This is a genomic window from Mycobacterium sp. 4D054, assembly GCF_052245755.1.
Lineage (GTDB): Bacteria > Actinomycetota > Actinomycetes > Mycobacteriales > Mycobacteriaceae > Mycobacterium.
Map to the genome: position 1 here is coordinate 103,126 of NZ_JBQQCF010000012.1, position 18,294 is coordinate 121,419.

The following is an 18,294-nucleotide window of genomic DNA, read 5'->3' on the forward strand; positions in this document are numbered from 1 at the left end:
GTCAGTCCCCGGATTTCTCGGCGCCGGAGTCGGGCGAGTCCTCGGCGGCGATCCTGCGTTCGACCTCGTACCAGTATTCGCGCACCGGGAACTGGACGCCTTCCGGGCCGCCCTCGCCGAACGTTTCCTCGACGGCGTCGAGTTCCTTGATCATCTGCAGGGCCAGGTCCCGTTCGGCGGCGTAGTACTGCTCCGACCAGCGCAAGGCGAGGCGGGCGTAGGCCCAGGCAGGCTGCTCACCGGTCCAGCGCACCTCGGTGGCCGCCGCCTGCTGCAGCTGCTCGGCGTACGCGGCGTGCTCGGCGAGGATCTCCCGGAGCCGGCCCGGGTTCAGCAGATGCCCGAGCATCACCCGCAGCAACGGATTGTGTTTGAGTGTGGGCGGTTCCACGGAGTCCTCGTTGGCCCAGCGGGTGACCGCGGCCAGACCGCTCTCGGTGATTTTGTACATCCGACGGCTTCGGATGCCGGAGTCGACGCGCGAACTGAGCAGGCCGAGCCGCTCCAACCGCTTGAGCTCCGAATAGATCTGGCTGTAGGCCGGGCTGGAGTAGAAGAACCGGATCGCCCAGTTGATCCACTTCTTGATGTCGTAACCCGACAGCTCCTCACCGCCGGAGAGCATCCCGAGCAACGCCCAGCCGGTAGGCGAGACGCTCAGCCCTCCAGGCGCGTTGTCGTCATCCGTCACCGCCCAAGGCTAGCAACGCGCGGGAGTCCGCGTCGTGTCACTACCGCTGACCGGGAGAGCACATTGCGTCGGCGGTCGCAGCGGATGACAGTGATCCGACACCTGGTCGACTACACGAGGAGGGGTATGACCGTCGAGTTGACCGCGTCGCACCCGGGGCGTGCGGTACCGCCGCACACGTCCGAGATGCGTCGCGTCCTGGGGCACTTCTGCACCGGCATCGCCGTCATCACCGCCCATGACGGGGAGCGTGCGATCGGCTTCACCTGCCAGTCGGTCACCTCCGTCTCGCTGGAACCGCCCTACATCTCGTTCTGCCCGTCCCTGTCGTCGACGAGCTGGCCGCTGATCCGGCAGGTGGGCGCGGTGTGCGTGAACGTCCTCGCCGCAGACCAGCAGGACGTGTGCGCGCGGTTTGCGTCGCGCAGCGACGAGAAGTTCGCCGGGGTCGGCTGGCGTCCCGGCCGCAACGGCGCCCCGGCCCTCGACGGGGCGCTGGCGCGCATCGAGGCTGATGTCCAGGCCGAGCACATCGCCGGTGACCACTCCATCGTGGTGGCCGAGGTGACCGGCCTGTGGGCCCACGCCGAGCGCGGCCCTCTGCTGTTCTTCCGCGGCGGCTACGGCAGGTTCGGGGGTGCCCATGACTGAGGCTGCCCCGGGGTTCGAGGTCGAGTTCGATGTCGTCGTCGCCGGTTCCGGCGGCGGCGTCGCGGGCGCCTACACCGCCGCGCGCCAAGGGCTGTCGGTGCTGTTGGTCGAGGCCACCGACAAGTTCGGCGGCACCACCGCCTATTCGGGAGGCGGCGGGATGTGGTTCCCGTGCAACCCTGTGCTGCTGCGCGCCGGCACCGACGACACCCTCGACGATGCACTGACCTACTTCCACGCCGTGGTCGGGGACCGTACGCCGCGCGCCCTGCAGGACACCTACGTCCGCGGCGGGGCCGGATTCATCGAATACCTGGAGCAGGACCCGGCTTTCGACTTTACCGTGCTGCCCTGGCCCGATTACTACGGTTCGGCGCCGGGGGCACGCAATGACGGCTACCGGCACACCATCCCGGTCCCGCTGCCCGACAGCGCGCTCGGCGAGTACGCCGGACTGGTGCGCGGACCGCTGGACACCGAGCGACTCGGCGTCCCGGCACCCGATCTGCTCGTCGGCGGACGCGCGCTCGTCGGCAGATTCCTCGCAGCGATGGCGCAGTTGCCCAACGTCACCTGCTGGCGCAACGCACCGCTGACCGAACTGATCACCGAGGACGGCCGCGTCGTCGGTGCGGTGATCGAGCACGACGGCACTCCGGTGCGGGTAGGCACCCGGCGCGGGGTGCTGTTGGCCGGCGGCGGTTTCGAACAGAACGCCCAGATGCGCGACCAGTACGGTGTGCCGGGAAGCGCGAACGACACGATGGGCGGTCCGGGAAGCACCGGGCTGGCCCTCCGCGCCGCGATCGCGGTCGGCGCCGATCTGGACCTGATGGACCAGGCGTGGTGGTCTCCCGGGATGACGCATCCGGATGGACGCTCGGCGTTCGCGCTGTGGTTCACCGGAGGCATCTTCGTCAACCAGGACGGACGCCGCTTCGTCAACGAGTCGGCCCCCTATGACCGTCTCGGCCGCGAGGTGATCCGCCAGATCGACGCGGGCACAACGTGTTTGCCGTTCTGGATGATCTACGACGATCGTGCGGGATCCGTCCCGCCTGTCGGCGCGACCAACGTGTCGATGGTGGAAGAGGCGCAGTACCGCGCTGCCGGGTTGTGGCACACCGCTGACACGATCGCCGGGCTCGCCGAGGCCATCGGGGTTCCGGCTGGCGAGCTGGAGGCGACCATCGAGCGGTTCAACAAGCTCGCCGCGGCCGGAGTCGACGAGGACTTCGGCCGCGGCGCCGAAGCGTATGACCGGGTGTTCACCCAGGGCGAGTGCCCGCTGATCCCGATCGACACCCCGCCGTATCACGCGGCCACGTTCGGGCTGTCCGACCTGGGCACCAAGGGCGGTCTGCGCACCGACACCCATGCCCGGGTGCTCGGGGCGGACGGATCGATCATTCCCGGCCTGTATGCCGCCGGCAACACCATGGCAGCGGTGTCCGGCACCACCTATCCCGGGGGTGGCAATCCCATTGGGGCCTCAATGTTGTTCAGCCATCTGGCGGCGCTGGACATGGCGTCGTGGCGGTGAGCTACCCGATCAGCGGCGAGGAAGCTCGGCGCCTGGAGGACCTCTACGGTCCGCTGACGCGCTCACTGCGCAGGCTCATCGACGTGACGATCCGCAGCCAGGCCGATGTTGCCGACGTGCAGCAGGCGCACACGCTGATCGAGCAGGCCACGGCGGTGCTGAGCTCACGGCTGGACCCCGAACCGTTCGGAGTGCGGTCCACCACCGAGGGTGGAATCCTGACCTGGGGCAATGTCGCGATGGGTTTACGCAACGCGATCGCGTTCCCGCTGCAGATCGAACACCACGAAAATGGCACGGCCACTGCAGATCTGCTACTCGAGTCGCCTTACGAAGGACCACCCGGGCATGTCCACGGCGGCGTGTGCGCCCTGATCCTCGACCACGTGCTCGGCGCCACCGCGCACCGGCCCGGCAAACCCGCCTTCACCGGCACCCTGAACCTGCGCTACGTGGCACCCACCCGACTCGGCAGGATCCGGGCCGAAGCCTGGATCGAAAGCGAAGCCGACAGCAAAACCATTGCTGCCGGCCACATCACAAACTCCGAAGGGGTCGTGACAGTGAAGGCAGAAGGCATTTTCATCAGACCGAAAGCGAAAGCATGAAAGTCGACTCACGAACCAAGGCCGCGTTTGCTGGGTGGTTCGCCACCGATGGCGACGGCGACACCCATCTCATCGGCGGTAAGTGCACAGTGTGCGCGACCTATGTGTTCCCGCCACGGGAAACCAACTGCCCCAACCCGGCCTGTGACAGCGACACTCTGGCTCAGGTGCCGTTGTCGCGGCGGGGCCGGTTGTGGAGCTACACCGAGAACCGGTATGCCCCGCCGCCGCCGTATCCGTCCCCGGATCCGTTCGAGCCCTTCGCCGTCGCGGCAGTCGAACTGGCCGCCGAAGGGCTGATCGTGTTGGGCAAGGTCGCCGAGGGCACCCTGGCCGCCGACCTGACAGTGGGCATGGAGATGGAACTGACCACGATGCCTTTGTATGTCGACGACGACGGGGTGCAACGCATCGTGCACGCCTGGAAAATCGCCGAGACAACCACGGAAGGTCAGGCCCGATGAGCCCGGAACCGGTCTACATCCTGGGGGCGGGAATGCACCCCTGGGGCAAATGGGGACGCGACTTCACCGAATACGGGGTCGTGGCCGCCCGCGCCGCCCTGGCCGAAGCCGGCCTGGACTGGCGCCAGATCCAACTCGTCGCCGGCGCCGACACCATCCGCAACGGCTACCCCGGCTTCGTCGCCGGGGCCACCTTCGCCCAGAAACTGGGCTGGAACGGCATCCCGATCACCTCCAGCTACGCCGCCTGCGCCTCGGGCTCCCAAGCCCTGCAGTCCGCGCGCGCCCACATCCTGGCCGGACTGTGCGAGGTCGCCCTGGTCATCGGCGCCGACACCACCCCCAAAGGGTTCTTCGCCCCCGTCGGCGGGGAACGCAAAAACGACCCCGACTGGCAACGCTTCCACCTGATCGGGGCCACCAACACCGTCTACTTCGCCCTGCTGGCCCGCCGCCGCATGGACCTCTACGGCGCCACCGTCGACGACTTCGCCCAGGTGAAAGTCAAAAACGCCCGCCACGGCCTGGCCAACCCCAACGCCCGCTACCGCAAAGAAGCCACCGTCGAGGATGTGCTGGCCTCCCCGGTGGTGTCCGACCCGCTGCGCCTGCTCGACATCTGCGCCACCAGCGACGGCGCCGCCGCCCTCATCGTGGCCTCCAAAGCCTTCACCGAAAAACACCTCGGCTCGGTGGCCGGTGTGCCCTCGGTGCGGGCAGTCAGCCTGCAGAGCCCGCAATACCCCCAACATCTGCCCGAACTGCCCGACATCGCCACCGACTCCACCGCGGTGGTGCCCGGACCCGAGCGGGTCTTCAAAGACCAGATCCTCGACGCCGCCTACGCCGAAGCCGGCATCGGACCCCAAGACCTGTCCCTGGCCGAGGTCTATGACCTGTCCACCGCCCTGGAACTGGACTGGTACGAACACCTCGGCCTATGCGCCAAAGGCGACGCCGAACACCTCCTACGCACCGGCGCCACCACCATCGGCGGACACATCCCGGTCAACCCCTCCGGCGGGCTGGCCTCCTTCGGCGAAGCCATCCCCGCCCAAGCCATCGCCCAAATCTGCGAACTGACCTGGCAACTCAAAGGCCAAGCCACCGGCCGCCAAGTCGAAGGCGCCACCGTCGGCATCACCGCCAACCAAGGCCTCTTCGGCCACGGCTCCTCAGTCATCCTCGCCACCTAAAACACCCCCACCCCAACCCGCGCGAGCGTGCGCACAATCGCCCAATCACCCGGCACGTCGCCCGCAGACACGCACGCTCGCGGCAATCACACGGGGTCGAATGCCGAGATCAGCCAGTTGGTTTCGACCTTGGTCACCGTCACCACCACGCTGCTGGCGGTCACCGCGGGCTCCGGCCGTTCACGGCTCACGGTCTCCTGGTTCAGAAAGACGAGCACCTTGGCCTGGTCGGGCTTCAGCTCCATCAGCGCCGAATCGACCACCCGCGCGGTGGCTTTCACTCCGCGCTCGCGCACCGCGGGTGCGACCACGTCAGCGGTGAACTTCCCGTAGTAGGTGGCGAATTCCCCGGTCATCAAGGCCTGGGCGGTGCTCAGATCGGTGTCGATGGTTTCAGGGGTGTACGACAGCAGCGACGCGGTTGCGTCGGACGCGGCCTCCACCACCTCCGCCTCTGCGGCGGGACCGGTCTGGCGGTCAACGCGGTACTGCGTGACGTAGAGCGTCGAAAGCACCACGGCCGAGGCGATCAGCAGGGTCATGACGACGGCCCAGCGCCACCGCGATGCCGACATACCAACGGTTCGCCTGGACGTCGCTTCGACCGTCACTGGAGGAACTCCACTTTCGACATCTTGATCCTGTCCCCGCCCCGCTGCAGGTTCACGGTCAACCGCCAGCTTCGCGGAGGCTCGGCGACACCGTCGGCGTTGGTCACCGTGGAGGTGGCAGCCACCAGCACCACCGCCGAGTCCGCCGTGGCCGACTGCACCGCCGCCGCGTTCGCGGTCGCCTTCGTGGTCACCTTCGCGTCGGCGGACAGCTTGACGAAATCATCGGCGCTGCTCTCGAATTCACTGCGGAACGGCTCCGTGGAGTTGTCGATGATGCGCTGCACTCCGGACTGCGGATCATTGAAGTCGATCGACATCAGGGTGACGACGACCTGTTTGGCCGCGGCGGCGAACTCGGCGCGGTTCTGCTGATCCCGGACGTGGTTGCGGTGCTCCGACACGATGTGCCAGCTGGCCACCGCCATCGCCAGCGAGCACAGCAGCGCCACCACCCCGGCCGGCACCCGCCACCGCGGTCCGCGTCCATCACCGGCGCCGGTCGACCGTGGCCCGCAGATGCGAGCACGCGCGGCTGCGGCGTGGGTCTCCGCCTCGACCGCCTCCGCCTCGGCCTCCTCGATCAGCAGCGCCACCTGCCCAGGGGTCAGATCGCCGAGGTTTTCCGATTCCTCGACGTGATTCACCCGTTGTGGTGCGTCGGGCTTCGACATCTGCACAATCCCTCCGTCGCCGACGTGGTGGCGACCTACGACGGCACCGTAGGACGCGGTGCCGCGTCACCGGGGTCGCCTTCCCACCCAGCGGGCGGCGTCACCGCCGTCCGTCGGCTACCAGTGCCGGACCGAGCAGAGCGCCCCGCGCGGCCCGTGGCCGGTGGCGACGACGACGCCGTCCACAGCCAGTTCGCATCTGAACAGCGGCTCTCCGGGAAGCGGTCCGCTGGTCGCCGACACCATCGCCCACCGGTCCGGATCGGCCAGTGCCACGGTGAGCACCCACGGCTTCTGCGGACCGATGTCGACGCGTGCTCTCGGGCTGAAACGGTACGGGTTGTGGCTGTAGTCGGCCCACGTCGGCGGATCCGCATCGCGGTAGTAGATGTCGGCGGTAACCGGTTGTTCGGTGGTCACCGTGTAGGTGACCTGCCGTGGCCCCGGCGGGTAGGCCTGCGCAGACGGCACCGCCGCCGCGGCCGCGCAGAGAACGGCCGCACCGATAGCCAGCACCCTACCCGTCATCGCCGCGGCTCCACCTCGGAGCGCCGTTTCTCGACTGGCAACTCAGGAACAGTCCGTCGGGACTCTGGGCCACCCAGTTCTCGTAACCGGCACAGCTGCTGTCGAACTCCTTCACACCGGCCATCGACGGTGACCGGAAGTAGCGCGGCTCGAACCGACGCGGTGATCCGCAGAACACCAGCCGGCCCCACGAGGTGGTGCCGAACACGTAATGCGCGGTGTCCGCGCACGACGCCCCGAGGACGACGGCAGGTCTGATTCCGGGCGTACAGGACGGGTTGTCACAGGGCACCGGTTGGGCCGCCGCCGGTGCTGCGGTCAGCAGTCCGGCGGCCAGCACTGCCACAACACCGACGATTCCCCTGCGCACGTCCCACAGGATGACAGCGGCGCGGCGATGACGGATGCGGAGAGTCCGCTCAGCGGACACCCGGCCGTGGCCGGCCGGTTTCCGGTGTTACCGTCGTGCGCCGCCGACGCGCGCCCGTCGGCCGCGGTGAGGAGCAGGCCATGATCCGAGTACCGACGATGGTGAGCACTGTTGCGGCGGTGGCGATCTGCGGCGTCACGGGGAGTACGCCGACAGCCGCGGCCGACAACCCGGACTGGGGACTCAACGGCACCTACACCGCCACCTCCAACGGTGAGTGGGCGCGCAAGAACGAGGTCTTCTACGACCAGGCGAGTCTGCGCAGCACCTGGACGGTCCGCACGCAGTGCAGCTATCCCGGCGAGTGCACCGGGACCGTTGCCAGCGAATGGGGTTGGAGCGCACCGATATACCAGAAGAGCGGTGTCTGGTATGTCAAGCACACCGTGGAGAACTGGATCCCGTGTCCCGATGGCACATCGGCTCCCGGCCTTCAGGTGTTCCGGTTCAAGGCGATGAACGCCGAAGGTGCCATCGCCGACCCGACGTCGACCACCCTTGTCGGCGAGGACATCACCACCGGTGTGAGCGGCGCGTGCGGGGTGAACAAGCCGGTCTACATCAACATGCCGTTCAAGCTGGTCAAGGTCGGCTGAGCCGCCTCCCGCAGCAGCCGGTGCGGTCCAGCCGGTCAAACCGCCCTGGACGGGCAGTCCCGACCGGCTGATGAGAGCCGGCTCCCCCGACTCACCTGGGCAGCAGGTCCTCCCAGCTGTCCGGGGCGCTCGCAGCCAGATTCGACTGCGTGAACACCTGCCCGTCCGGGGCGGCGACCTGTCCGGTCTCGGGGTTGTAGGTGGCAACCGCGACCGGCGGGCCGTCGTCGGGTGCGACGGAACCGCTCGGCGTTACGGGCAACGCACCTCCGGTGGCCGGCGCGGGTGCTGGAGCCTCCGGGGCGGGCATCGGCGTGCCCTCCAGCGGTCCGAAGATCTGGTCGTTGAAGGTGACGCGGTCATCCGGGGGGACGCCCTGCGCGATCAACGCGGGATCAATCGGGTACGGGCCGAGCACGTGCTGGCGCATCGCCAACGGCTCGAACGGTTTGTCGCTCTCGCAGATCTCGACGGTCGGCGCCCGCTTGCCCGGCTGCTCCATGCACGGGAAATTCCGCGTGCCGCGCACACCGATCGGTGAATCCTGCGGCAGCTTGCAGTAGAGACCGTCCGGGGTGTCCACATCGGACAGATCGGCGGGCGAGCGCCACGACGACGGCGGCAGGAAGCCCACCGCGCAGGCGGGTGGATCGCCCAGAGTCAGACTGAATTCCGACAGCGCCATGCCGGTCGGGTTGTTCAGCGACGAACCGTAGGACTGGGTCGCGGCCAGATACGGGGGCAACAACACCAGCAGTTGTTCCAGCGACGGATGATAGGCGACGCCGACCTGGCCGACGCTGGTCAGATTGGCCAGCAGCACAGGCAGAGTCGGCTTCACCTCCGTGAGCAACCGAGAGGCCTCGTCGGCTGCTGCCGGCCCGGTCCGCAGCAGGGTGCGCACCTGCGGGTCGTCGTCGGCGATCTGCCTGCTGATCCCGGCCAGACTGCGAGCCCACGTAGTGATCGCGTCGGCCTTTTCGGCCTGACCGTCGAGCAGCGGTCGACTGTCGTCGATCACGGTGCGAACCTGGTCGCCGGTGGCGTTAGCGTCGGCGGCCAGTCGGGCCGAGGAGTCGAACAGCGCGCCGAGCTCGTAACCGGTTCCGTTGAGCGCCTTGAACGATTCGTCGAGTAGGCCGCTCAGCGTGCCGGTCGGGATGCTGTCGACGAGGTCGCTCATCTGGTCGAGCATCGGGCCGACGGCCTGAGGAATCGAGGAACGGTCGGCGGTGATCACCGATCCGTCCTCCAAATACGGCCCGCCGTCGGTGCGCGGCTCCAGGTCGACGTATTGCTCACCGACCGCGGATACGCTGCGCACGTTGGCTTTCAGGTCGGCGGGGATCTTCGGTGCCGACTTCAGTGACATGGTGACCGTCGCACCGTCGCCGGTCGGACGGATGGCGGTGACCTTGCCGACCTCGATTCCGCGGTAGGTCACGTTGGAGAACTCGTACAGGCCACCGGTGGCCGGAAGGTGCAGGGTCACCGCGATGCGGCCGATTCCGAGCAGCATCGGGGCCTGTAGGTAGACGAACACCATCGCCCCCAGCCCCACCAGGGAGGCGATGGAGAAGATGATCAACTGGGTGCGGACGAACCGTGTCAGCATCAGTTGCCGCCTTCGGCAGGTTGCCCGCTCGCCGGGGGCGGCGGATCGATCAGTGGTGGCATTGTCGCCACCTCCGCCGGAACCGGGGTGATCGGCGCCTGGAGCGGGTCGAGTGTGTACGACGAGTACCACGGATCGCCGGGTGCGGGTACCAGGGAGGCGCCGGGCTCGCCCCAGCGGGTACCGAGGAAGATGCCGCTCTTCAAGCGGGGGATCGTGAAATCGAACACGATGAACTGATTCATGTAGTCGCCCCGGATGCCCCGGTCGATGAACTCCTGTGTGTACGGGTAGGTCGGCAGGAACGACAGCGCCGTCGCCAGATCGGGACCGACGTCGGCGAGAGCCCGTACCGCCGGCTCGAGATTGCGCAGATTGCGCACGATGTCGTCCTGGGTTTCGTCGATCAAATGTGTTGCGGTTCTGCTGAAGTCGCCGAGTTTGCGCATCGCGGTCACGATGCGGGGCTGTTGCCGGTTGAGGACGTCGAGAGCTTCCGGGATCCGTTTCAGCGCCGCGGTCAGCACCTCCCGCTGGCCGGCGAACGTGTCGGCCAGCCGGTGCAGCGCCGCGATCGTGGCGTTGATGCTGTCGCGCTGGTTGTCCAGGATGCCGATCACGTCGTTCATCCGGGTGAGCAGGTTACGGATCTGTTCCTGGCGTCCGTCGAGCGCGGCGCTGAAGTTGCCGATGATGTCACCGATCTGGGTGAGCCCACCGCCGTTGACAACCACCGACAGCGCCGACAACGTCTGCTCGGTCGACGGATACGTGGAGGTTCTGTTCAGCGGGATGTCGGCGCCCGGCCGCAGCCGGCCGGTCGGCTCCTCCCCGACGGGAGGATCGAGAGCCACGTGCATCGATCCGAGCAGACTGGTCTGCCCGACGGTGGCGACCGCGTTGGCAGGCACCACCACGTCGGGCTTCACCGACACGTCGATCTCGGCGTGCCAGTCGGTGAACGTCATCGTGCGCACCGCGCCGACGACGACGTCGTTCAGCATGACCGGTGAATTGGACTCCAGCGTGCCGACATTTTCGAGCGTGACGCGGTAGACGACCGCGTCCGGGCCGGTGCCGACGGTGCCCGGCAACGGAAGGGAGTTCAGCCCGTCAAAGGAGCATCCTGTCGCGGCCAGGGCCACGCAGCATGCCGTCGCCGCCCATCGACGCGCCTGCCGGCCGGAACGACGTGCCATCACGGGTTCCCTTCTGTCGGTGGCGCGGCCTCCGCGGGCAGCAGCATGTCGGCGATGTTGGTCGGGCCCGACGGCGCGGACGCCGGACCGGGTACGCCGGGCGGGATGGGCGCGCCGGGGTACAGCGCCGGCGACGGGTTGGCGGGCAATCCGTGCGGAGCAAAGGCGCCCGGCGGATGCGATGGATCCGTCCACCCCGGTGGCGGGGGAACATCACCGGCGCCGGTATAGGCGGACACGGCGGGCGGCACGTCGGCCGGCGCAGGCGCGGTCCTGCCGCCACCGGGCGCCAGACCGGGTTCGGAGTAGATCACGTTCTGCGGCGCGGGACCGAGATATGCGTTGAACGGCAGCGGAAGGTAGTTGAAGTTCATCAACCGCAACGCGGGTCCGAGGTACTGCGCGCACGCCTTGCCGGACTCCTCGGCGGTGACGTTCTCCACCGCGGCGATCGCCGAGCAGATCATCGTGACCGGGTTGGCGAAGTTGTTCATCGCGAACGAGCCTCGGGGTCCTCCGGTGTCGGGGTTGTAGATGTTGTAACCGTTGACGAGCGCGTTCGGGGCCGCGTGCAGGATGTTTTTGAGCACCATGCTGTCGTCGGCCAGCACTTGAGTCACCGCGGCGAGGCGCTGCACCTGTTCTGCGGTCTGGTTCCTCGAACCCTCGACGAACCGCCGGACCTCGCCGACGGCTTCGGACAGTGTGGTGATCGCGGAGTCCAGTTCGGAACGGCTGCCGTCGACCACGCCGCTGACGTCGGCCAAGCGGTCCTGGAACTGCACGATCTGAACGTTGCTGTCGCGCAGTGCGGTGACGAACGTCTGAAGGTGCGTGATGACCTCGACGATGTCGCCGCTGCCCTCACCCAGGATGCGCCCCACCCCCGAGAGCTGGGCGATGGTCTCGCGCAATTTGTCGCCGTTGCCGGCCATGGCGTCCGCGGTGGTGTCGATGAACCGTCCCAGTGAGGTCTGCGAGACTCCGCTGCGCGGACCGAGTTCGGTCGCCAGACGGGTCAGTTGCTCCTTGATCTCGTCCCACTCCACCGGGACCGCCGTGCGGTCCTGACTGATTTCGGCGCCGTCGGGCAGCGTCGGCCCACTGGTCTCCGGTGTCGCACCCCACGCCGGGGTCAGCTGGACGTAACGGGCGGACACCAGGTTGGGGGCCACGATGATGGCCTCGGCGTCTGCGGGGATCGGCACGTCGCGGTCGATGGCCAACATCATCTTGGCGCGGGTGCCCTGCGGCTCCACGGATGCGATGGTGCCCACTCGCACCCCGGCCACCCTGACCTCGTCGCCCGCGTAAATTGCTGTGGCTGAACGGAAGTACGCGACCACCGTGTAGGGGCTGAAGAAGTGCTGGTAGATGATCACCCCGGCGCCCGCCACAGCGAGCACGGCCAGTGCTGCCAGCAGCACCGCCCGCACCCACGCGCTCTGCTTGCCTGGTGCGCTCATCGCGACCCTCCGGGGATGCCGTTGTAGGGCCAAGGGAACTCGGCTCGCGGCCCGGCGCTGTCCGGCGGCTGACCGGCGTTCACGCCCCGGCGGAAGCCCAGTGCGTAGTCCAGGAACGGCTGGATCGCCAGGCCGGGCAACAGATTCGACGCGAACCCGTTGTAGAAGAAGCCGTTGTTCACAGCCTCGCCCTGGGTGACCTGGTATTTGGCGAGACCTTTCAGGGACGCCGTGATGTTGTCCCGGTTGCGCTCGAGCATCTCCGAGACCGTGTTCAGCTTCTCCAATGTCGGCGCCAGTTCCTGCTCGTTGTCGGCGACCATCCCGGACAGCTGTTGCGCCACCGCGGTGGTGCTGGACAGGAGGTTGACGATCGCGTACCGGCGTTCCTGCAGGACGGCGAGCAGATCGTTGGCGTTGAGCAGCAGCGTGTTGACCTGCACGCTGCGTTCGGAGAGGACCTCGGTGACGTCGGCGGCGGCGTCCAGCAGCGCGGACAGCGATTCGTTGCGGCTGTTCAGCGATCGCGACAGCCGGGACACCCCGTCGAAGGTGGGCGAAAGCTGCGGGGCGATGCGTTCGATGGTGTCGGACAACGTATCCAGTGACTGGTTGATCGCGGCCGTGTCGGTGGCCTCGGTGTTCGATGTGAACTCCCCCACCGCGTCGGTCAGCGAGTAGGGCGAACCGGTTCGGGTCAGCGGGATGATCCCCATCGAGCCGAGGCTCTCGCTGCCGGCCGGTGTGAGCACCAGCACCCGTTCGCCCAGCACTGTCGAGATACCGACGGTGGCGGTGGTGTCGCCGCCCACGCGCACCGCGCTCTCGACCGAGAAGGTGACCAGGGCTGTGCCGCGGGAGAGTTCGACATCGGAGACGGAGCCCACGGTCACTCCCGACACCTTCACCTGATTGCCGGCCGTCAGCCCGCCGGCCTCGGCGAAGACCGCCTGGTAGCGCACCGAGGTGGCCATCGCCCACAGTTGCTGGGGCTGCAGGCCGACCACGATCACCAGGGCGATCAGGACGGCGCCGAGGAAACCGGCTCGGACCAAGGAGGATCCGCGGTACTTCTGCATCAGGGCTCACCGCACCTTCCGGTGTTCTGGATGACCCACGGGAAGTGCGCGGTTCGCCCCTGCAGGTCGGTGACCCGGATCGAGACGCCGCAGATGTAGAGGTTCAGCCAGCTCCCGTAGGAGCCGAGCCGCACCAGCTTGCGGTAGTTCTGCGGGGTTTTCTGCAATGCGAGATCCAGTCGGGCCATATCGGTTTCGTTCGACAGCAAGGGCGCGAGGCGGTTCAACTCGTCGACTGTTCCGGCCAGCGGTGGCCTGGCCTCGGTCAGCAGCCCCGCCAGCGACGCGGTACCGGTGTCCAGCGCGGTGATGGCGTCACCGATCGGGTCACGATCCTGGGCCAGACCTGTGGCCAGCTGCTCGAGCCGATCGACGGCCGCGGAGAAGTTCTCGCCGTCGGCGGCGACGGTGGTGATGGTGTCGTTGAGCGTGTCGATGAGCCGTTCGACGGTCTGCCCATTGTCGGCCAGCGCGTTGGTGAACGACGCCGTCCTGCTGAACAGCGATTCCAGGTTGCCGCCCTGGCCTTGCAGGATCTGGATCAGGGAGCTGGTCAGGGTGTTGACGTCGTCGGGGTTCAGCCCCTGGATGACCGGTTTGAGGCCGCCCAGCAGCAGATCGAGATTCAGTGCCGGCTCGGTGCGCTCCACGCCGATGCGGGAGCCCGGCGGCTGGATCTTCGCCGAGCCGGGTTCGTCGAGGAGTTCCAGGTAGCGATCACCGACGAGGTTCAGATACCGCACCGCGATCTTCGTGCTTTCGGTGAGCCTGACGTTGTCGTCGGCGTCGAAATCGACGACGACGGTGCCGTCGCCCTGCAACGTGACGGCGTTGACCGTGCCGACGCGGATTCCGGCTGCCCGCACCGAATCTCCGCGTTCCAGGCTGGAGGAGTCGACGAGGACCGCCGAGTACTTGTTGGCCGATCCTGACCGGTACTCACCGAATATCACGAACAGTCCGACGGTCAGGAGCACCATAGTCATTCCGAACGCCGCGAATTTCGTCGCGGCCCTGCCCACGTCCGTCATCCTGGTTGTCCGATCTGTCCGCTGTTGCGGGGCGGCCCGTCGATCGGACCGAACAGAAGCTGCTTGAGGCCGTCGGAATTCAGCACGATGCCCTGGTTTCCGTATTGCGCGGGGTTGGCGTTGACATCGGTGATCACGAACGGTGGCCGTTTCTGAAAGCCCACCTTGGGCAGATCCGTGCACTGCGGACCACCCTTGGCGGCCACCTTGGGCAGGTTCTGCGGATAGCGGTAGCGCTCCTGCCCCAACACGATGGTCTGCAGCAGCAGGCCGCCGGGTACCGGCGTGCCGGGCGCCTTGGCCAGCTGCGCCGCCCCGCCCAGACCACAGTTGAGCGCCTGGTGGTATTCGTTCAGCAGGTCGGTGGTGGGGACCAGCAGTTCCATCACGGTGCTGATCGCTTCCCGGTTGCCTCCTACCACGTCCTGGCCGATGTCGGACAGTCCGATCACACTGACCAGCAGCGTGTCCAGGTTGTCCTGTTCCTCGACGATGGTTCGACCGATGGTGGTCGCGGCAGCGACGGTGTCGAGAAGTTCCTGCGCGACGTCGGCGTAGGTGCCGATGACCACGGGCGCCACCGCGAGCTCATGTTCCATGGCGGGCAGGCTCGGTTCGATCTTGGCCAGGAACGCTTCGAAGTCGGACATCGTCTGGCCGATCTGTTCGCCGCGCCCGCTCAACGCGGTGGCCAGTGCGCCGAGCGTCTGATTCAGTTCGGCAGGCTCGATCTTGGCCAGCACCGAGGACAACTGTTCGAACACCGTGTTGATCTCCACGGTGACGTGCTCGGCGTCCAGGACCTGTCCGGCCCGCAGCGGCTGCACCGAGGGATCGGCCGGCGGCACCAGTTCGACGTATTTGGAGCCGAACACCGTCGACGAGGCGATGTCCACCCGAACATCGGACGGGATGATGTCCATGTACGACGGGTCCATCGCCAGGTGGATCGCCGCCCGGCCGTCAGGCAGCGCTTCGATGGACTGCACTGAACCCACCTGCGCCCCATGCAGTTTCACCTTGGCGTCCGTGCCCATCACCAGGCCGGCCCGCTCCGACAGCACGGTCACGGGGACCGTGCTGGTGAAGCTGCCGCGGAACAGGCCCACCGCGACCGCGATCACCGCGGCCACAGCCAGCACGGTGGCCAGGCCGAGCAGCGGCCGTCTGGAGCGTGAATTCACCGACATCGTTGACGTCCCCGCTATCCCGACAGATTGAAGTTGCCGTTGGCGCCGTATATCGACAGTGACACCAGCAGCGTCACCGAGATCACGACGATCAGCGAGGTGCGGACGGCGTTGCCGACCGCGACCCCCACCCCGGAGGGCCCGCCGCCGGCGAAGTAGCCGAAGTAGGTGTGCACCAACAGGACCGCCATCGCCATCAGGATCGCCTGCAGGAAGGACCACAACAGATCCTTCGGGTTCAGAAAGGTGGTGAAGTAGTGGTTGTACAGGCCCGCCGACTGGCCGAACAGCACCACGGTGGTGAGCTTGCTGGCTGCGAACGACAGGATCACCGCGATCGAGTACAGCGGGGCGATCGCGATCATCCCGGCGACGATGCGGGTGCTGACGAGATACTCGACGGGACGGATTCCCATCGTTTCCAGCGCGTCGATCTCCTCGTTGATGCGCATCGCGCCCAGCTGCGCGGTGACGCCCGCACCGAACGTCGCGGCCAGTCCGATGCCGGCCACCACCGGAGCGGAGATCCGCACGTTGATGAACGCGGCCAGAAAGCCGGTCAGGGCTTCGATGCCGATGTCGCCCAGAGAGCTGTAGCCCTGCACCGCCAGGGTGCCGCCGGCGGCCAGAGTCAGGAACCCGACGATGACGACAGTGCCCCCGATCATGGCCAGAGTGCCTGCGCCCATGCTGATCTCGGCGATCAGACGGACGATCTCCCTGCGGTAGTGCACCGCTGCGTGCGGCACGCCGGCCAGGGCCCGGCCGTAGAACGCCGTGTGTTCCCCGATCCTGCCCAGAGTGTCGAGGGGTCGACCGACCTGATGGGCCAGCCGCGGGTGCAGTGCGCGTATCGCCGCCATACCGGCTGCCCTAGCCCGACGTCATCTGGATGCCGATCGCCGTGACGACGACGTTGACGACGAACAGCGCCATGAAGGCGTAGACCACGGTTTCGTTGACCGCGTTCCCCACGGCTTTGGCGCCGCCACTGCTGATGCTCAAGCCGCGGTAGCACGCCACCAGCCCGGCGATCAGACCGAACAGCGCGGCCTTGACGCACGAGATGATGACCTCGGGCACCCCGGTGAGCAGCGTGATGCCCGCCGCGAACGCACCGGGGTTCACGCCCTGGACGAAGATCGAGAAGACGTAGCCGCCGACGATTCCGATGATCACCACCAGGCTGTTGAGCAGCAGCGCGACCAGGCCGGAGGCCAGCATCCGCGGGGTCACCAGCCGCTGCACCGGGTTGATACCCAGCACCTCCATCGCGTCGATCTCCTCGCGGATGGTGCGCGACCCCAGGTCGGCGCACATCGCGGTCGCCCCGGCTCCGGCGACGATGAGCACCGTGACCATGGGGCCGACCTGTGTGACGGCGCCGAACGCGGCGCCGGCACCGGACAGGTCGGCCGCGCCGAGTTCGCGCAACAGGATGTTCAGGGTGAAGCTGACCAGGACGGTGAACGGGATGGCGACCAGCAGTGTCGGGGCCAGGGACACCCGCGCCACGAACCAGGACTGGAGCAGAAACTCACCGGTCTGAAAAGGCCTGCGGAACAGGAACTTCACGGCGTCGGCGGACATCGACAGCAGCCCTCCGATGCCTTGCATCGGACCGGAGAATCCGCCACCGAACGCCGGTAGCCCGATGGACCAACGGTCCGCGGCCTTGTTCGCCATGTGCCGCCGAACCCTTCTTCGATACCGACTCAAACCCGCCGCCGCTGCGACGAGACACACGTTGACAGCTGGGCGTGGCACGGGACACACCGCGTCCCATCCACCGGGAAGGGCCGGGCGCGGGGCGGCGATCGCACGTGAACGTGGACGGCCGGTGTCACACTCGACAGCAACCGGATCGAAAACTGACAGGAGTTGTGCTTTGTCCACTACCTCGGCAGGGTCTTCACCCCTGATGCGTTACGCCGGCCGACGAGTGCTGATCACCGGAGGCGGTTCGGGCATCGGACAAGCTTGCGTGCTGCGTGTCCTCGCCGAAGGCGCACAGGTGGTGGCCGCCGACGTCAGCGCCGACGGGCTCGCCGACACCGTGGAGAAGGCCGGTGACACCGGCGAGAGCCTGTCGACGGTGCGGATGGACATCGGTGACGAGGCCTCGGTGTCCGCCGGGGTGGCCGACGCGGTCAGCACCTTGGGCGGGCTGGACACGCTGGTCAACGCCGCAGGCATCCTGCGGTCGGCGCATCTGGCGGACACCTCGCTCGCCGATTTCGAGCAGGTGCTGCGCATCAATCTGGTCGGGACGTTCCTGGTGACCCGAGAGGCGATCGCGGCGCTGCACGAGGGCAACAGTCCTGCGGTGGTGAACTTCAGTTCCACCTCGGCGCAGTTCGCCCATCCCTATATGGCCGCCTACGCTGCGTCCAAGGGCGGGGTGCTGGCGATGACCCACGCGTGGGCGTCGGAGTTCGCCAAAGCCGGTATCCGGTTCAATTGCGTTCAGCCGGGCTCGATCTCGTCCGGGATGACCGACGGCACCGGCGCCTCCCGTCAGAGCATCGGACCCGGTCTCCCGGAGGACGCCGACTACACGCTGTTCGGCAAGGTCGCGCCGATGCTGCCCCTGGACGGCGGCGCGGTCTTCGCCGCCCCGGATGCCGTCGCCGGGGTGGTGGCGATGCTGGGCAGTAAGGACGCGTACTTCATCACCGGCACCGAGGTCCGGATCGACGGCGGCTCCCACATGTAGTCATCG

20 protein-coding genes are annotated in these 18,294 nt (G+C 67.5%); 7 read left to right on the top strand and 13 right to left on the bottom strand.

What is annotated here, in order from left to right; genetic code table 11:
• Position 1: 1 nt before the first annotated feature.
• Entirely contained in the window at positions 2–625 is a 624-nt protein-coding gene (locus ACTWP6_RS11585) for a PadR family transcriptional regulator (protein ID WP_396885436.1), read from the bottom strand.
• Positions 626–817: 192 nt separating this feature from the next.
• On the opposite strand from ACTWP6_RS11585, the gene ACTWP6_RS11590 reads away from it, so the two are divergent.
• The 5 genes from ACTWP6_RS11590 to ACTWP6_RS11610 are packed head-to-tail and all read left to right on the top strand — an operon-like array spanning position 818 to position 5,153.
• Complete coding sequence (locus tag ACTWP6_RS11590) at positions 818–1,342, top strand: flavin reductase family protein (protein WP_443187734.1); 525 nt, start codon at positions 818–820, stop codon at positions 1,340–1,342.
• Positions 1,335–2,885, top strand: a complete 1,551-nt coding sequence (locus tag ACTWP6_RS11595; protein WP_443187735.1) for an FAD-binding protein — start codon at positions 1,335–1,337, stop codon at positions 2,883–2,885. Before ACTWP6_RS11590 ends, ACTWP6_RS11595 begins: the two co-directional genes overlap by 8 nt.
• On the top strand, positions 2,882–3,493 hold the full coding sequence (locus ACTWP6_RS11600) for a PaaI family thioesterase (protein WP_443187736.1): 612 nt from the start codon (positions 2,882–2,884) through the stop codon (positions 3,491–3,493). The genes ACTWP6_RS11595 and ACTWP6_RS11600 overlap by 4 nt, the downstream gene beginning before the upstream one ends.
• A complete protein-coding gene (locus ACTWP6_RS11605) occupies positions 3,490–3,957 on the top strand; it encodes a Zn-ribbon domain-containing OB-fold protein (protein WP_443187737.1) in 468 nt (155 codons plus the stop codon). The genes ACTWP6_RS11600 and ACTWP6_RS11605 overlap by 4 nt, the downstream gene beginning before the upstream one ends.
• Entirely contained in the window at positions 3,954–5,153 is a 1,200-nt protein-coding gene (locus tag ACTWP6_RS11610; RefSeq protein ID WP_260751053.1) for a lipid-transfer protein, read from the top strand. Before ACTWP6_RS11605 ends, ACTWP6_RS11610 begins: the two co-directional genes overlap by 4 nt.
• A gap of 86 nt (positions 5,154–5,239) precedes the next feature.
• Here ACTWP6_RS11610 and ACTWP6_RS11615 read toward each other — a convergent pair whose 3' ends face one another.
• The 4 genes from ACTWP6_RS11615 to ACTWP6_RS11630 form a co-directional block, all read right to left on the bottom strand.
• A complete protein-coding gene (locus tag ACTWP6_RS11615) occupies positions 5,240–5,728 on the bottom strand; it encodes a hypothetical protein (RefSeq protein ID WP_260758003.1) in 489 nt (162 codons plus the stop codon).
• 32 nt (positions 5,729–5,760) lie between these two features.
• Positions 5,761–6,438, bottom strand: coding sequence for a hypothetical protein (locus ACTWP6_RS11620; RefSeq protein ID WP_443187738.1), 678 nt, complete (start codon positions 6,436–6,438; stop codon positions 5,761–5,763).
• A gap of 117 nt (positions 6,439–6,555) precedes the next feature.
• Positions 6,556–6,966, bottom strand: coding sequence for a hypothetical protein (locus ACTWP6_RS11625; protein WP_443187739.1), 411 nt, complete (start codon positions 6,964–6,966; stop codon positions 6,556–6,558).
• Positions 6,956–7,312, bottom strand: coding sequence for a hypothetical protein (locus ACTWP6_RS11630; protein WP_260758002.1), 357 nt, complete (start codon positions 7,310–7,312; stop codon positions 6,956–6,958). The genes ACTWP6_RS11625 and ACTWP6_RS11630 overlap by 11 nt, the downstream gene beginning before the upstream one ends.
• Positions 7,313–7,476: 164 nt before the next feature.
• Between ACTWP6_RS11630 and ACTWP6_RS11635 the strand changes: the two genes are divergently transcribed.
• Positions 7,477–7,992, top strand: coding sequence for a hypothetical protein (locus tag ACTWP6_RS11635; RefSeq protein WP_443187740.1), 516 nt, complete (start codon positions 7,477–7,479; stop codon positions 7,990–7,992).
• A gap of 91 nt (positions 7,993–8,083) precedes the next feature.
• Here ACTWP6_RS11635 and ACTWP6_RS11640 read toward each other — a convergent pair whose 3' ends face one another.
• The 8 genes from ACTWP6_RS11640 to ACTWP6_RS11675 are packed head-to-tail and all read right to left on the bottom strand — an operon-like array spanning position 8,084 to position 17,258.
• A complete protein-coding gene (locus tag ACTWP6_RS11640; RefSeq protein WP_443187741.1) occupies positions 8,084–9,607 on the bottom strand; it encodes an MCE family protein in 1,524 nt (507 codons plus the stop codon).
• Positions 9,607–10,806: an MCE family protein gene (locus tag ACTWP6_RS11645; protein ID WP_260751047.1), complete on the bottom strand. Its 1,200-nt coding sequence runs from the start codon at positions 10,804–10,806 to the stop codon at positions 9,607–9,609. Before ACTWP6_RS11645 ends, ACTWP6_RS11640 begins: the two co-directional genes overlap by 1 nt.
• On the bottom strand, positions 10,806–12,272 hold the full coding sequence (locus tag ACTWP6_RS11650) for an MCE family protein (protein WP_260751046.1): 1,467 nt from the start codon (positions 12,270–12,272) through the stop codon (positions 10,806–10,808). Before ACTWP6_RS11650 ends, ACTWP6_RS11645 begins: the two co-directional genes overlap by 1 nt.
• Positions 12,269–13,351, bottom strand: coding sequence for an MCE family protein (locus ACTWP6_RS11655; protein WP_260751044.1), 1,083 nt, complete (start codon positions 13,349–13,351; stop codon positions 12,269–12,271). The genes ACTWP6_RS11650 and ACTWP6_RS11655 overlap by 4 nt, the downstream gene beginning before the upstream one ends.
• Positions 13,351–14,382, bottom strand: coding sequence for an MCE family protein (locus tag ACTWP6_RS11660; protein WP_443187742.1), 1,032 nt, complete (start codon positions 14,380–14,382; stop codon positions 13,351–13,353). Before ACTWP6_RS11660 ends, ACTWP6_RS11655 begins: the two co-directional genes overlap by 1 nt.
• Positions 14,379–15,572 (bottom strand): MCE family protein, encoded by a 1,194-nt coding sequence (locus ACTWP6_RS11665; protein ID WP_443187743.1) that lies wholly within the window; start codon positions 15,570–15,572, stop codon positions 14,379–14,381. The genes ACTWP6_RS11660 and ACTWP6_RS11665 overlap by 4 nt, the downstream gene beginning before the upstream one ends.
• A 14-nt stretch (positions 15,573–15,586) precedes the next feature.
• Positions 15,587–16,435 carry an MlaE family ABC transporter permease gene (locus tag ACTWP6_RS11670; RefSeq protein WP_443187744.1) on the bottom strand — a complete coding sequence of 283 codons (849 nt, stop codon included), beginning with the start codon at positions 16,433–16,435 and terminating at the stop codon, positions 15,587–15,589.
• Between the two features lie 10 nt (positions 16,436–16,445).
• Positions 16,446–17,258, bottom strand: a complete 813-nt coding sequence (locus ACTWP6_RS11675) for an MlaE family ABC transporter permease (RefSeq protein ID WP_443187745.1) — start codon at positions 17,256–17,258, stop codon at positions 16,446–16,448.
• A 235-nt stretch (positions 17,259–17,493) separates the two neighbouring features.
• Between ACTWP6_RS11675 and ACTWP6_RS11680 the strand changes: the two genes are divergently transcribed.
• Positions 17,494–18,288, top strand: a complete 795-nt coding sequence (locus ACTWP6_RS11680) for an SDR family NAD(P)-dependent oxidoreductase (protein WP_443187746.1) — start codon at positions 17,494–17,496, stop codon at positions 18,286–18,288.
• Positions 18,289–18,294: the final 6 nt, after the last annotated feature.